The sequence below is a fragment of the Veillonella parvula genome (assembly GCF_001553335.1).
GTDB lineage: Bacteria > Bacillota > Negativicutes > Veillonellales > Veillonellaceae > Veillonella > Veillonella parvula_S.
Map to the genome: position 1 here is coordinate 157,473 of NZ_KQ960791.1, position 15,720 is coordinate 173,192.

9 protein-coding genes are annotated in these 15,720 nt (G+C 41.2%); 8 read left to right on the top strand and 1 reads right to left on the bottom strand.

The window, feature by feature from the left end:
• Positions 1-195: 195 nt before the first annotated feature.
• The 6 genes from HMPREF1865_RS04610 to hemQ all read left to right on the top strand — a co-directional run bounded on the left by HMPREF1865_RS04610 (position 196) and on the right by hemQ (position 9,164).
• Positions 196-1,467, top strand: coding sequence for a metallophosphoesterase family protein (locus HMPREF1865_RS04610; protein ID WP_060919358.1), 1,272 nt, complete (start codon positions 196-198; stop codon positions 1,465-1,467).
• A complete protein-coding gene (locus HMPREF1865_RS04615; RefSeq protein ID WP_060919359.1) occupies positions 1,457-4,339 on the top strand; it encodes an ATP-binding protein in 2,883 nt (960 codons plus the stop codon). The genes HMPREF1865_RS04610 and HMPREF1865_RS04615 overlap by 11 nt, the downstream gene beginning before the upstream one ends.
• Before the next feature lie 264 nt (positions 4,340-4,603).
• Complete coding sequence (gene hemE / locus HMPREF1865_RS04620; RefSeq protein WP_060919360.1) at positions 4,604-5,647, top strand: uroporphyrinogen decarboxylase; 1,044 nt, start codon at positions 4,604-4,606, stop codon at positions 5,645-5,647.
• Between the two features lie 4 nt (positions 5,648-5,651).
• Positions 5,652-6,551: a ferrochelatase gene (hemH, locus tag HMPREF1865_RS04625; protein WP_060919361.1), complete on the top strand. Its 900-nt coding sequence runs from the start codon at positions 5,652-5,654 to the stop codon at positions 6,549-6,551.
• Complete coding sequence (gene hemG / locus HMPREF1865_RS04630) at positions 6,548-8,209, top strand: protoporphyrinogen oxidase (RefSeq protein ID WP_060919362.1); 1,662 nt, start codon at positions 6,548-6,550, stop codon at positions 8,207-8,209. Before hemH ends, hemG begins: the two co-directional genes overlap by 4 nt.
• Before the next feature lie 223 nt (positions 8,210-8,432).
• Positions 8,433-9,164: a hydrogen peroxide-dependent heme synthase gene (gene hemQ, locus HMPREF1865_RS04635; RefSeq protein WP_039965396.1), complete on the top strand. Its 732-nt coding sequence runs from the start codon at positions 8,433-8,435 to the stop codon at positions 9,162-9,164.
• A gap of 648 nt (positions 9,165-9,812) precedes the next feature.
• Here the strand turns inward: hemQ and HMPREF1865_RS04640 are convergent.
• Positions 9,813-11,150 carry an MFS transporter gene (locus tag HMPREF1865_RS04640; RefSeq protein ID WP_060919363.1) on the bottom strand — a complete coding sequence of 446 codons (1,338 nt, stop codon included), beginning with the start codon at positions 11,148-11,150 and terminating at the stop codon, positions 9,813-9,815.
• A 363-nt stretch (positions 11,151-11,513) separates the two neighbouring features.
• Here HMPREF1865_RS04640 and HMPREF1865_RS04645 point away from each other — a divergent pair, with 363 nt between their 5' ends.
• A complete protein-coding gene (locus tag HMPREF1865_RS04645) occupies positions 11,514-12,200 on the top strand; it encodes a Crp/Fnr family transcriptional regulator (RefSeq protein WP_060919364.1) in 687 nt (228 codons plus the stop codon).
• 71 nt (positions 12,201-12,271) lie between these two features.
• Positions 12,272-15,720: nitrate reductase subunit alpha (locus HMPREF1865_RS04650; protein WP_060919365.1), on the top strand; the 3,449-nt coding region annotated here is incomplete at its 3' end.

The window sequence follows — 15,720 nt, forward strand, 5'->3', positions numbered from 1 at the left end:
TCTTATGATGAAAGAAAATGAGCTTATCTTATAATTTATATTTATTAATAGTTAAGAGAAGTTTAGTTTAACTATATTGTTTTGATGCTAAATGATAGTTATTTTTAACTTATCTTTAAGGTTTTGTAGTATAATAAACTATTGTAATTACTATATATAACTATAATAAGAATATTAATGGAGGAGTGGATATAGATGCAGCCGTTTCGATTTATACACTGTGGTGATCTGCATTTAGGGGCACCCTTTCAATATGCTACAGGTATTAGCAGCGCTGTTGATCGCGCCGTAAGTGAAGCCACTTATGTAGCCTTAGATAAAATTATTGATACTGCTATTACAGAACATGTTCATGCTGTTGTAATAGCTGGTGATATTTATAATAGCGAAGACCATAATTTAGAGGCTCAAGTCCGTTTTGTGCGCGCCATGTATCGCTTGGCGGAGCATCGTATTGATGTCTATATGGTACAAGGTAACCATGATCCTGCTGAAAGCTGGAAAGCACAATTACAGATGCCAGATAATGTACATGTATTTTCTAGTGAGCAAGTGCAGCGCTTTCCGCTCATCGTTAACAATATAGAAATTGGTGGCGTATATGGTATTAGTTGTGGTCATGGTAATGAAAGCGACAACTATGCTCGTCAATACAGAGCTTTTGAACGGGATGAATTTTCCCTTGCTGTCATGCATGGTACTGTAGGTTCTAGTGTAGGCTCTGAAAACCACAATGTAACAGGACCTTGTAATTTAAGTGATTTAACAGAGGCCGCTATGGATTATTGGGCATTGGGCCATATTCATAAATCTCAAGTTCTTAGCGAGGAGCCTCTCGTAGTTTATGCTGGTAATTCGCAAGGATTGCATCGTAAAGAACATGGACCTAAGGGGTGTTATCTTGTATCTGTATCTCATAATGGTCATTGTGATTTGCGATTTATCGACACCTGTGCTGTCCGGTTTGAGGAAATCAAAATAGATATTGCTGGCATGCAAAATGAAACGGATTTCTTAGAGATTTTGCGCCGTAAAAAAGAAAACTTGCGAAAGCAGCATAAGAAAAACATCTTGCTATCCATCGTTTTGTCCGGTACAGGACCTCTACATCGCCTATGTACGCAAGAGGGGATTCGAAAACTATGGTTGCAAGAGTCTCAAAATGAAGAGAAAGGTAAATCTATATTTGTTATGCCTTACCGTATCATTTCTAATACAAGACCTAGTATTAATCTAGTTGAGCGACGTCTATTAACAGATGTAGTAGGTGATTATTTGCGTGCTTATGATGATATGGTAGATGGGAATGCAATACAGACTGCGCGCCAAATTATGGCGAATCGTCCTGAATTTAAGCGCTTAGGCGCATATGCCGATTTATTAAGTGATGAATTATTGGCACGAGCTTTGAAACGTTGTGAAATTGAAGGTGTTACTGTATTGATGGGGGCTAATGATGAACATTAAACGCATACGATTTGATGAATTTGGCCCGTATCGCGACTGGTCTTTCACTACGGGTGACAATGGGGTTCAACTCATGTATGGCCCTAATGAAAGTGGTAAGACATCCTTGCTCGAAGGGATGCGCACCTTGTTGTTTGGTGGTACTCATAAGGCTTATGGTCCTATGACGGGGGCCCTTGATGTGGACCGTAATGGTGAAAGCTATTATATCGGTCGTAAGGGTAAGCAGTTAGACTTTTACAGTCCTGGTAATCCTGCCATCCATGAAGAGCCGGCTCAACATTGGTGGCATGGCATCGATAAAAAAACATATAACCGCATATTTGCGTTAACATTAGACGACCTACAAGGCCTTGATGTATTACAAGAGGTAGAGGTTCGTTCCCGATTCTTTGGCGCTGAAGGGGGAGAACACTTAGGTGGCGCTGTTAAGGATGTTGAAAAAGGGGCCACAGACCTACTTGTAGCATCCTCGAATGGTAAACGTCGCATCAATGTATTGATGGATGAGCTTAAAGAAAACCGCCAAAAGCTGAGTCAGTTGGCGGAGCATGAAGCGCAATATGTGGAATTACAAACCGTCTTTCATAGTACGGAGCAAACCGAAATGGAATTGCAAAATCAGTTGAAAGAATGGAAGGAATATCGGGATGGTATCGATGTAGTATTGCGTGCGTGGGATACGTATCGTCGCAGTGAAGAGGCACGTATGCACATGCAGCAGTACAATAGTGAGCTCGCCTTGAGTCGTGATGAGTTTCTTCGCCTTGATGAAGAAATTAAACGGGCTCGTGACAATATGCAATTATGGCAGGAAAAGGAAGCGGCATTGATGCCAGCTAACTTTAGTCCTGATAGCCCATTTGGAACTTATGGCCAAGATATTGAAGATCTTATTCAACAAGGTGCTAAATGGGAGCAGTTACGCCGTGAGTGCGAAGAAGGCGATGCGTACATCCGTAAGGTTAGGGAACAATTGGAGTTTTCACGCACCTTACATTCTGCGTGGCGTCATGATGAGCCAATGGCAGAAGACATCAATTGGTTTGATGGAGAACGTTTGGCAAGTCGTTTGCGCACCGCAAAAGAACAACTTTTACATTGGCAAGACCGCAAACCTGCAGAGGCTACCGATGAGGTGCCGACGGCGAACCTTGAAGGGGCATCCTTACCTAACTTTAGTGAAGAAGAATTAGCTAAAAAAGAATATTTAGAGCGTGAATTAGATCGTATCTTAATGGATATAGATCGAGTAGAGGCTAGACGGAATAGTTCTGGTTCAGATGCACAGCCTACAATTCTGCCAAAATGGCTACAACGCATTAGTGGTATAGGTGCTGTTATTGCTGTATTGGTAGTATTAGCAGGCCTGTTGGTTCTTGAATCTGCATTTTATACTATAGGTGGTTTTATTTTTTTGATTCTATCTATGGGGCTATTCTGGTATGCTACATGGAGGCTTCATAATGGTAACTCTGAAGTGTCTAAATTAAACTATGAGTTACAAATTTTATCCTCCCGTAAATCCGATGTAGAGCATCAGCTAGAGGCTTTGATCAAGGCTGCTACGCCTACAGCGAGTCCTGTACCATCCTTAGAAGGGGCGGCACATCTTGAACGCTGGATTCAGGAAGGGCATACATTACAAGGTATTTACGATGAAGCTCTCGCAGCATGGCAAAACTGGTTACCACAAGGGGCGGCTAAGAGTCTCGATGAAGATGATTTCTTTGGCCTCAAACATGAATATGATCAATATCATGAGCAACTACGTACTATAGAAGGCTATGAAAAGCGTTTGGCGGAGCATAAAGAAGGCCTACGTATTATTGAAGACCAAGCGATGGCTTTGTGGTATAACCTTGGGATAGAGGCGCCAGTATCTCCAACAGAGCTAAAACGCATTTATAACCAATATAAGAACTTCCAACAAAATAAAATTGTATGGGAACAAAAGGAAGCGCAACGTAAAAGCTTCCGCAATGAATACGATAATTGGCATCGCAAGGAAAAAGAGCTACTCCTTCGTCAACAAGAGCTGCTCCATAAAGCTGGTATGGAAAGCTCTAACGAGTATCGTCAACATCTTATCGATGAGGACCAATATAAACAGTGGCAAACCATCTACAAACAAAGTCAGGTACAGCTTGATTTACTTGCTCCTGATGCAGAGAATAAAGACTTGTTCTACCGTCGTTTGCGTGAAGGCAACAAGGATAACTGGTTGGATGAATTGGCTCATTCTGAGCGTGAAATAGCCTCTATCGAAGATAAATTGGCTACCTTGTACGAGCGCCGCGGCCAAATCGTTGAAGCCATGCGTACACTTGGTTCTGACCAGGAACAACACCAAATGTTGCAAGAACGAGAGGCTTTACAAAGTGAATTAGAGTCTGCTCTGGAAGATTGGGCTACGCAAGTATTGATAAGCCATTGTATGGATAAGGCTCAACAATCGTATGAACAAGAAAAACAACCTCATATGTTAGAGCTTGCTTCCTCTTATGTTGAAAGACTAACTGGTGAGAGGTATACGCTTGATATTCTAGGTATCAATAAAGGGGTAGCACTTATCAACAACAATGGGGAACGACTAGAACTTAAATTCTGGTCTAGTGGTCTAGCTGACCAAGTTTACTTGGCATTGCGTCTCGCCCTAGCAAAGGTATTCTCTTATCAAGTAGAATCCTTGCCGATTATCTTGGATGATATTTTGGTACGCTTTGACGAAAACCGTCAACGTAGTGCCTTGGAATTGTTGGCCGAGCTTGGGAAGAATCAACAGATTTGGCTCTTTACCTGTCAACGCTCTGTATATGATATGGCTCAATCTATTATGGGCATCGATTGCCATAGACTAAGTCGTAGCTAAATGAATTTCGGACTTGAATTAAAGACTCAGTCAAATTAAAGTAGTGGTTACATTACAGTACTAGTAAATTTAACGACATACTTGAATTAAAGTCTTAGTTAAATCAAAGTGGTAATGAAATAATAATCCCTGTGGAGGCACATGCTTTCACAGGGATTATTAGGGATTATTAAAGAATAAATAATGTGTGTGATTGTAACCAAAGTAACTGTTTTAGTTACCATAGTGTGTTAGTATACATTTAGAACGAAAGGGGTTGAGTACTTGAACACAGCTTATTTGGACATGATCCAAGGGAAGAACCCTGGTGTAACGCCTGTGTGGTATATGCGTCAAGCTGGTCGTAGCCAAGCGGAATATCGCAAAATCAAAGAGAAATATTCATTATTTGAAATTACAAAAGAGCCTGAGCTATGTGCTCGTGTTACGGAATTACCTGTTAAGGAATACGGCGTTGATGCGGCGATTCTCTACAAAGACATCATGAGCCCAATGGTGGCTATGAATGTGAATGTTGAGCTTAAGGCCGGTGTGGGGCCTGTATTTAGCACCCCTATCCGCTCTATGGCTGATGTGGATAAACTAGAAACCTTTGATCCTACAAAGGTAGATTATATTGCGAAAACGATTACACTATTAACTTCTGGTATGCTTGATGTGCCGCTCATTGGTTTCTGTGGGGCACCGTTTACCATTGCGTCCTATCTTATCGAAGGGGGCCCAACGAAGAATTACAATAAGACTCGCGGTATGCTCATCGGTGCTCCAGATATGTGGAATGCATTGATGACAAAACTAGCGGATATGTCCATTGCGTACTTGTCCATGCAAGCTGAAGCGGGTGCCAATGCACTTCAAATCTTCGACTCTTGGGTAGGGGCTGTTAATGCAGACCAGTATAAACAAGGGATTTACCCTCATATGGAACGGATTATCAAGACTGTGAAAGCTAAATATCCTCATTTGCCAATGGCCATGAATGGCGTTGGTACGGATCATTTGGTGTCTATTTGGTCTCATTTGCCATTAGACGTCATTGCCCTTGATTGGCGTAGTTCCATCGTTATGGCAAACGAGCGTGGCGTAACACAAACGGTACAAGGTAACTTAGATCCAGCGTATTTGTTCGGAGACGAAAAAACATTGGCTCGCGAAGTGGATCGCATCTTGCTTGACGGTGTTCGCTATGGTCGCCATATCTTTAATTTAGGTCATGGCGTATTCCCAGAGGCAGATCCTCAAAAACTCCATTGGCTAACGGACTATGTGCATGAACGTAGTCGTGAAATTTGGGCTCAAGAGAGGTAAATTAGTGAAAGTAGAAAAAAAAGGATTATTATTCCTGTCTTATGGTAGCCCTTTAAGTAAGGATGATTTAGTACCCTATATGACGAGTATTCGTCGTGGCCGTGTACCAACGAAAGAAGAGATTGCTAATCTTACTAAGCGTTATGATACAATCGGTCAATGGGAAAATGTTGAACTTCAAACTATGGCAGAGTGCCAATATAGAACCTTGCTTACTCTGTTGCCGACTATGCCTTCCGCTATTGGTTTTTTACACATGAAACCGTCCATTGCAGATGCAGTTGACTCCTTAGTCCAGCAAGGAGTGGAGCATATTATCGCTATTGTAACGGCTCCATTCTTCACCGCTCTCGGTACTGGAGCTTATGAAAAACAAGTGCAAGCAGCCATTTCAAACTATGATAATGTGACATTTGACTTTATCCGTTCCTGGTGGGACCAACCAACTTTCAAGGAATACTGGGTAAAAGCACTTTCAGAGTGTGTGCATAATGCTAAAGATGTATTCGTTATTTTTAGTGCGCACAGTATACCTCTTATCAATAATCATGGTGGCGATTCGTATGCGTTAGCTTTAGAGGAAAGTGCTAAAGAGATTGCTGAATATTGTAAATTACCGAATTGGTCTGTGGCATGGCAAAGTGCGGCTCCTCATGGCCAATGGTTGGGCCCTACTGTAGAGGATGCAATCAATGAAGCTTTACAAACTGGTGCTACTCGCATTGCTTTTGTACCATTTGGATTTGTAAGCAATCACGTTGAGGTACTGTACGATAATGATGTGGAGTGTAAAGAACTCGTTGAAGCAAAGGGCGCAACATATATGCGTGCACCCATGCCAAATTGTAATGAAACATTTTTACAAGCAATGGCGAGTGCAATAATAGAAAGGATTCATTCGTGAACGTAACAATTGTGGGCGGTGGCTTAACAGGGCTAACAGCGGCTTATTATCTAGGTCATGCAAAGCCGGAATGGACCATTACTCTTTACGAACAAGCACCACGATTTGGTGGGAAAATACAAACGCAACGTGTGGATGACTTCGTAGTGGAACTCGGTCCTGACTCCTATTTGGGTCGTAAAACCGAAATGACAGATCTCGTGCATGATCTTGGACTAGGTGATACCCTTGTGTCTAATGAAACAGGTCAAGCCTTTGTATATGATAAGGGCTCTATCCACCCAATTCCAGGCGGTTCCATCATGGGCATTCCTACGGAAATGATGCCCTTTGTGAAAGCAACGCTCATTTCCTGGCCTGGTAAATTGCGTGCAGGCTTAGATTATTTTAAGAAACCATACCAACTCGATGAAAATGGGGATGTATCCATTGGTCATTTCTTCAAATACCACTTAGGACAAGAAATGATGGATAAACTCATCGAGCCCCTATTAGCTGGCATCTATGGTGGCGATATTTATAAAATTAGCCTATTGTCGACATTCCCTCATTTTATTCAAGTAGAACAAAAATATGGGAACATGGTAAAAGGTATGATGGCCGCTAAGATGAGTCATTCCAAAGCAGGTGTCTCTAAAGCAGCTAAAGATGCTGTAGCAGAAGGCGATGTGCCTCGTGCTGGTAAAGGTACTATGACAGACCGTCAATTTGAAAGCCACGAAGCAAAGTCTAGTCAAGCTAATTTTGCTAGTAATCGTGCAAGCAGTTCTAACCATGTAACAAAGACTAGTTCAAATCATCAGTCTGCTAAGGCGCAAACGGATATGGAAAGTCGGAAGGGAACAGCGGCTCAATCCGGTATGTTTCGTCAATTGACAGGCGGCCTTGAAAGCGTGATTACCGCTATCGTTGAGGCTATGCCTAGTAATGTACACTTGCATACAGGTACACTAGTTTCTGATATTCGATATGTTGATGGTATGTATGCTATCGATGTGGTGAATTCTGTAAACAATGCTTGTGGCTGTCAATCTACTACAGATTCAGCTACAGAGGTTCTTCTCGATAAAGCTCCTGCTATAGCGGATCATGTGATTATCTCTACTCCACCTGCGACGTATTCGCAATGGTTTAAGGATGACGCCGGCTTTGACTTCTTGCGTTCTATGGAGCAATCTAGTTGTGCCATTGCTATTATGGCCTTTGATAAAAGCACCTTTGATGGCGATTTAAAGGGCTCTGGACTACTGATTACTCGTAAGACAGATACACCGCTCACAGCGTGTACCATTTTAAATCAAAAATGGCCACAAACAACGCCTGATGATAAAGTTGTATTGCGTGTCTTTATCGGTAAGCCTGGTAATGATGTAGTAGAACGACTCAGCGAAGAGGAACTTTCAGAATTGGCAGTTAAAGAAATTCAACATATCATGGGTTTCTCTGTCAAACCAGAGTGGGTGCGCATCAATCGCCTCATTCACTGCATGCCTCAATATAATGTAGGCCATCGCGCAGGCATTAAAGCTGTTCGTGAATATGTGGCAGAGCATTATCCAAATTTACATCTCATCGGTACGCCCTTTGATGGCATTGGAATCCCTGATGGTGTAAAACAAGCAAAAGAACTGGTAGAAAAACTTGTGAATGACAAGTAAAATAGTGACTTGCTTAAAAGAGTTAGTATTAAGAGCTATAGGATTATCTCAGTCTAAAAGTAGTAGTTTAGTCTTAACTAAAGAATATACTGATAAAAATCTCAATAGAAACTAAATTGAAAAGACTCCATATGCTATAATAATTATTGGAGTCTTTTGATTTCCGTAAATATAGATATACATTATTATTTTGATATAATCACCATAGATAGGAGTGATCATAATGGGAAAAGCAATCCCTACAGTAGAAGGTTGGCATAGCCAACACATGGTATTTGCCATGGATTTCAGCGCATGGAACTGTTTCACAGAGGATGAAAAAGCGGCAGCGCGCAATGAATTAAAAGCATTCTTAGCCGACCTTGAAGCTAAACATCAAGCTAAAGAAGGTAGCTATGCATTCTATGATTGTAATGGAGCAAAAGGGGATTTAATTCTATGGATTCTCGGCCCATCCCTTGAATACTTGGCTCAAGTAGAACGTAAATTCCGCCGCCTTGCCATTGCAAGCGTATTAGTACAAACATACTCTTATACATCTGTAACAGAAGTAAGCACCTATGTTAAGGCTAAACTTGATACAGAGGAAGTTAACCAAAAACTATATCCTCACGTACCTCGCGATAAATATATCTGTTTCTATAATATGTCTAAAAAACGCGAAGGTGATGATAATTGGTTCATGCTACCACCGCAAGAACGCGGAGCCTTGATGAAGTCTCACGGTGAACTTGGTAAAACATACTTGGACGTTTTATCTGAATTCACCACAGGTGGCTGTGGCTTAGATGACTGGGAATGGGGTATTACCATCTTCAGTAACGACGACATCCAATTCAAAAAAATCGTATACGATATGCGCTTTGAAGTAGCCAGTGCAAAATATGGTATCTTCAGCGACTTCTACGTTGGTACCATCATCGACGACGCACTACTAGAAGAAATCTTTGGATAATAAAAAGAGCCTGCATTGCAGGCTCTTCTTTATTATTTAATTCATATATATCGATAAATAACTGCTTATTGTATCGTATATTTGTTCAATTTATAATGTTGTTAAGGTAGTCGGTGAGGTTGGGCCTCTCTTCGTTATAGAAGGGGGTGAGCTTATGAGTGACTTTGAACTTATTACAGTTATTACTGGAATCTTGACGCTAGTCGTTTCCTTTGGAGCACTTATAGCGCTTATTTGCCTCACAAAAAGCAAATAGCCCTCCGTTACCAAGTGTAATTAGCTAAACAGAAAGGCCATTTCCTATATGTTTTGTTTTTGAGATGCGCCTGACGTTCCTACTCGTCTGACTATCTATTTATATTATAGAGATAAAGATATATATCGTCAAATTAGAATGAATGGACTGCTAAAAGAAAACCCCGCATCGATCCGACTTACGAGGTCTTCCCTTCGTGCTTAGATAACAGAAACTATAATTTACATTTCCCTAAAATGCTAATATACATCTAATTTTTAATAAAAGAACTCCCTCATAAAATCCGACTTGCGGGTTCAAGGCCTATGGCCGCAGAACTAATTCGCATGGAGGATTGTTGAGGGAGTCTTTTATTACCTTATTGGGTTGTAAATTATAGTTTCTGTTACACCCTATACATTCATATTTGCGCTTTTACGCACATAGAACCAGTAGCACACTGCTACAGTTACAATGTTAAATGCAAGTAATACAGCAAAGGCTGGGTGAATATTGCCGAACATGGAATATACAAAGCCAAAGATCTTAGGTGTAATGAAGGCACCGTATGCAGCTACAGCGGCTACGAAACCTGTAATTAAAGAGGAGAGCAAAGGATTGCCAAATACGTGTGGAATCATACGGAATGTTGCACCGGTAGCAAAACCACAGCATACAAAGGTTAATACGGACATTGCGAAGAAGAATGGGAAGTTGTGCATATCTACACCAAACGCAATCAATGCAGTGGAAGCACATAAGCCAATAAGACTAATGAAGGTAACTTTTGTACCGCTGTTAATCTTATCTGCTAACCAACCACCTACAGGACGAAGGGCACCCGCTACAAGTGGGCCTACGAACGCGATGGATGCAAATGGGACTTCAGGGAATTCTTTGCCTACTAACAAGCCTAGTGCAGCTGCGTAACCAGAGAATGCACCGAAGGAACATGTGTAAAGCAATGTAAGCGCCCATGTGTGCTTATTGCCAAAGATTTGTACGAGGTTTTTAGGATTTGGTTTTTCTAGAGGTAGGTTATCCATGAAACGAGTCATCAATGCAAGGATAACAACAAGAGGTACAACCCACATGAAAGCAGCATTAGCTAGATACACTGCGTTGCCCTTAATAATTGCTGGCGTTACACCAAATACACTACCTAAAGCAGCAGATCCCATAGCAAATGGGGCTAGGAAGTAGATTACAGAAATACCAAGATTACCAACGCCGCCGTTGATACCAAGCGCTGTGCCTTTTTCGGATTTAGGGAAGAAGTTGCCAATGTATGCCATAGAGGATGAGAAGTTGGCACCTGCTAAACCGATAAGGGCTGTTAAAATCATAAATGTTGCATAAGAAGTTGTTGTATCTTGTACAGCAAAGCCAAGCCAAACAACAGGAACTAATAAGATAATTGTGGAAATAAATGTCCAGTTTTTACCGCCTAATAGTGCTGGCATGTATGTGTATACAAATCGCAATGTAGCACCTACAAGGCCTGGTAAGGCAGCTAATGTAAATAATTGATCTGTAGTAAAGTTAAATCCAGCGCTATTTAGCTGAGCCGCAATGGTTGCCCATAAGTACCAAACACAGAATGAAAGTGTTAAGGCAATGGTGGATATAACGAGGTTTTGTTTAGCAATTTTTTTGCCAAATTTTTCCCAAAATTCCGGATTTTCCGGTTGCCAATTAGCCACGATTTCGCTGCGGCTTGCACCTACTTGAGGCATTTTTAGTTCGTTCATTTTGAACTTCTCCTTACTGTAACAACTATACACGCAGATAAGACAAGAAAAATATATTAAGATTATATATAAAGTATATATAAATAGTAAAAATTAAAGAATTCCTATAGAAAGTATTCGATTTGCTTACAAAACTGCGTTATAATTATTGTAGCATTAATATTTTTCAATGTCTTACATCACAGATATATTATATAGTGTAATTTTTTTTGTGAATGTGATGTAAAACACACATATTCTGAAATTAATAAGTTATAATAATCTTATATATACGAAAAAGTATATAGTATAGGTGCTTTTACTATAAATAGATTAGTATAACTAATGGATTTTGTTATAAAAGTACTGTGGAGTGATAATGGTATGGATCAAAATTTAATTAACCAATTGCTTGCTTTGCCGGGTGAGGAACTACATCTTAAAAAAGGTGATTTTCTCTTCCGTGAGGGGGACAAGGCAGAATACTTTTACGTAGTAGTAAAAGGTAGAATGAGCATTAAAAAGTTCGAGGCTAGCGGACACATTTTTGCGTTGCGTTTAGTAGGACCGTATAGTGTAATTGGTGAGGTTCCGTTGTATGAGGAGAACACTAGATCATATGTGTTCAACGCCATTGCTCGGGAGGATTGCTCTGTTTACTGTATACGCTATGATGTGTTGGAAGGGGCTATTGCAAAAGACCATTCATTGGCCATTGCGATGATGAAAATCTACACTTTACATATGCGTCGTCAACAGGCAAAATACCGAGACTTGCTACTTTACGGCAAGAAGGGAGCATTCTATTCTACCTTGTTGCGCTTAGCCAATAGTTATGGTGTAAAGCGCGAGGATGGTATCTTTATTGATATTGCCCTAACAAATCAAGAGTTGGCTGAGTTTGCTGCCACATCAAGAGAAAGTTTAAATCGCATGTTAAGTGAGTTGCGTAAGTTAGGCTATGTAGCCTATGACAAACACCATCTAGTAATCTGTGATTTTGACGCTTTAATCGGATTACTAGATTTAGAGGTTGATAATATAGACCCTAATATTAGTAATATCGAATAACAGTATTTTCTCCCTTGTGTTAGCTCAGCTAATGCAAGGGATTTTTTTGTAGTTTTGAAGGAGGACATGAGATGAGCTTGTTGTCTCAAAAGTTTAAGTTTCTTCGGAAGAAGAACGTATCTCCAAGCGGCCATCAAATAACTGAAGATGGCGGTCGCGAGTGGGAAAATTTTTATCGTGACCGTTGGTCTTACGATAAAGTTGTCCGCACAACGCATGGCGTAAACTGTACTGGTTCTTGTAGCTGGAATATCTACGTTAAGAATGGTGTTGTAGCGTGGGAAAATCAGGCTACTGATTACCCTGAAACACCAGATGATATGCCGGATTACGAACCACGTGGGTGCCCTCGTGGTGCGACCTTCTCTTGGTATTTATACAGCCCATTGCGCGTAAAATATCCATATGTACGCGGCGAATTGGCTGAGCTTTGGAGAGAAGCAAAGAAAACAGCTGAAAATCCTATCGAAGCATGGAAATCTATCGTAGAAAATCCAGAAAAGGCGAAAAAATATAAATCTGCCCGTGGTATGGGCGGCTTTGTGCGATCCACTTGGGACGAAGCGACAGAAATCACTGCAGCATCTTTACTGTATACAGCTAAAACATACGGCCCTGACCGCAACGCAGGCTTCTCTGTAATTCCGGCGATGTCCATGTTGTCTTATGCAGCAGGTGCTCGTTTTCTTAACCTCATGGGCGGTACACCATTGTCCTTCTATGACTGGTATGCCGATTTGCCACCTTCCAGCCCTCAAGTTTGGGGTGAGCAAACAGATACTCCTGAATCTGGTGACTGGTACAATGCTGGCTACATCATGACATGGGGTTCCAACGTACCATTGACACGTACACCTGACGCTCACTTCTTGACAGAGGTTCGTTACAAAGGTACTAAGGTTGTGTCCGTATCCCCTGACTATGCGGAATCTACCACATCTTCCGATGCTTGGCTTAATGTGAAAGCCGGCACTGATGCAGCTCTTGCTATGGCAATGGGTCATGTAATCTTAAAAGAATACTATATCGACAAGGAAACTCCATATTTCAAAGAGTATGCTAAAGAGTTTACTGACATGCCATTCCTTGTACGCGTTGAAGAAATCAACGGTGCTGTACAACCAGGCCGTTTCTTAAATGCTAAGGATTTAGGTAGCAAAGAAGACGGTGCTGATTTCCAAACTGTATTGATCGATGAAACAACAAATGAAATTGTTGTTCCAAATGGTACAATGGGTGATCGTCATACACATCCTGAAAAATGGAACTTGCGCCTTGAAAACCGCAATACAGGTGCTAAAATCGACCCTCAATTATCCGTATTCGATCAACGCGAAGATGTGACTGTTGTTAAGTTGCCATACTTTGGTGATGAAGAGCACGAAGGCGTTATTGAACGTGCTATTCCAACGATTACAGTACAAACTGTTGATGGTCCTGTAAAAGTAACTACAGTATATGACCTCATTCTTGCTAACTACGGTATCGACCGTGGTATCGGTGGTGAAGTGGCTACAGCTTACACTGATGACACTCCATATACACCTACATGGCAAGAAAAAATCACTGGCGTAAAAGCAGATATTGCTATTGCTACAGCTCGTGAATTTGCAGATAATGCAGAAAAAACTAAAGGTCGCTCCATGATTATCATGGGTGGTGGTATCAACCACTGGTACCATGCAGATATCATTTACCGTACAATCTTGAACCTCATCATGTTCTGTGGTACAGAAGGTGTTAACGGTGGTGGCTGGGCTCACTACGTAGGTCAAGAAAAACTTCGTCCTGTTGAAGGCTGGGGCGGCATCATGACAGCTAACGACTGGAGTAAAGCTCCTCGTTTGCAAAATGGTACATCTTGGTTCTATTTTGCTACAGAACAATACCGTTCTGATTGCATCGATTTAGCAGACCGCGTATCTAAATTAGCTAAGCCACGTTACCGTCACCCTGGTGACTACAACGTATTGGCTGCACGTTTAGGCTGGTTGCCATCTTACCCTACTTTTAATAAAGGCAGCCAAGAATTGATTAATGATGCTCGTGCAGCGGGTGCTGGTACAGAAGCAGAAATCAACCAATATGTGGCGCAAGCATTGAAAAATAAAGAATTACAATTCTGCGTAGAAGATCCAGCAGCTAAAGAAAACCACCCACGCAACTTGTTTGTATGGCGTGCAAACCTTATCGGTTCTTCCTCTAAAGGCCATGAATATTTCTTGAAACATTTACTTGGTACAAAACATGGTGTTCTTGAAGATGATGATGCACCAGTAAAACCAGAAGAAATCAAATGGCGCGAAGCAGATGAAGTTGGTAAGCTTGACCTCTTAATCGATATTGACTTCCGTATGGCTTCTACAGGCTTGTACTCTGATATCGTGTTCCCAGCGGCTACATGGTATGAAAAAGAAGATTTGTCTTCTACAGACATGCATCCATACGTACACGTATTCCAAGCAGCTGTTGATTGCGCATGGGAAACTAAATCTGACTGGGATACATTCCGTACCCTTGCAGAAACAGTATCTCGCGTAGCGAAAGAGTCTGGCTTCACAGAATACGAAGATATCGTAGCAACTCCTCTTGGTCATGACAGCCCAGGTGAAGTGGCTCAACCAGAAGGGAAAGTCCTCGACTGGAGCAAAGGCGAATGTGAACCAATTCCTGGTAAAACAATGCCGAACCTTGTTCATGTAAAACGCGATTATAGTAAAATCTTTGAAAAATATATTGCCTTGGGACCTAATATTGAAAACAAAATGGGTGCTCATGGCATGGCATGGGACGTATCTGATGAATATCAAACATTGTATGATCAAAATGGTATCATCGATAATCCAGAATTTATTTCTCATGGCCGTCCTAGCATTTACGAATGTAAGGAAGCTTGTAATGCCGTATTGACATTGTCCTCTTGTACAAACGGTAAATTGGCTGTTCGCTCTTGGAAAGCGATGGAAGAAAAAACAGGTCTTTCTGATCTTGAAAAGAATGCAAAAGGTCGTGAACAAGAAAAGATTACCTTCGATGACATGGTTCGCCAACCACGCTTCATCATTAGCTCTGTAACAAGTACTGGTAAGAACGACAAAAACCGTCGTTATTCTCCATTTACAACATCTACAGAAGATAAGGTACCATTCCGTACCGTAACAGGTCGTCAATCCTTCTATTGCGACCATGAAATGATGCGTGATTACGGTGAAGCTATGGCGTTATACAAACCTGTATTGTCCTATAAACCAGTACAAGGTGACTACAAACAAGAAGGTATCCCTGAAATCACATTGAAATACTTAACACCACATCATAAGTGGTCTACACATAGTATGTATTTCGATAGCCAACAAATGTTGACATTGTTCCGTGGTGGTCAAACAATTTGGCTCAACGAAGACGATGCAGCAGAAATTGACGTTAAAGATAATGATTGGGTAGAAGCTTTCAATAAAAACGGTATTGTTGCAGCTCGTGCTGTAGTTTCCCCACGTATTCCTCGCGGTATTTCCTATAT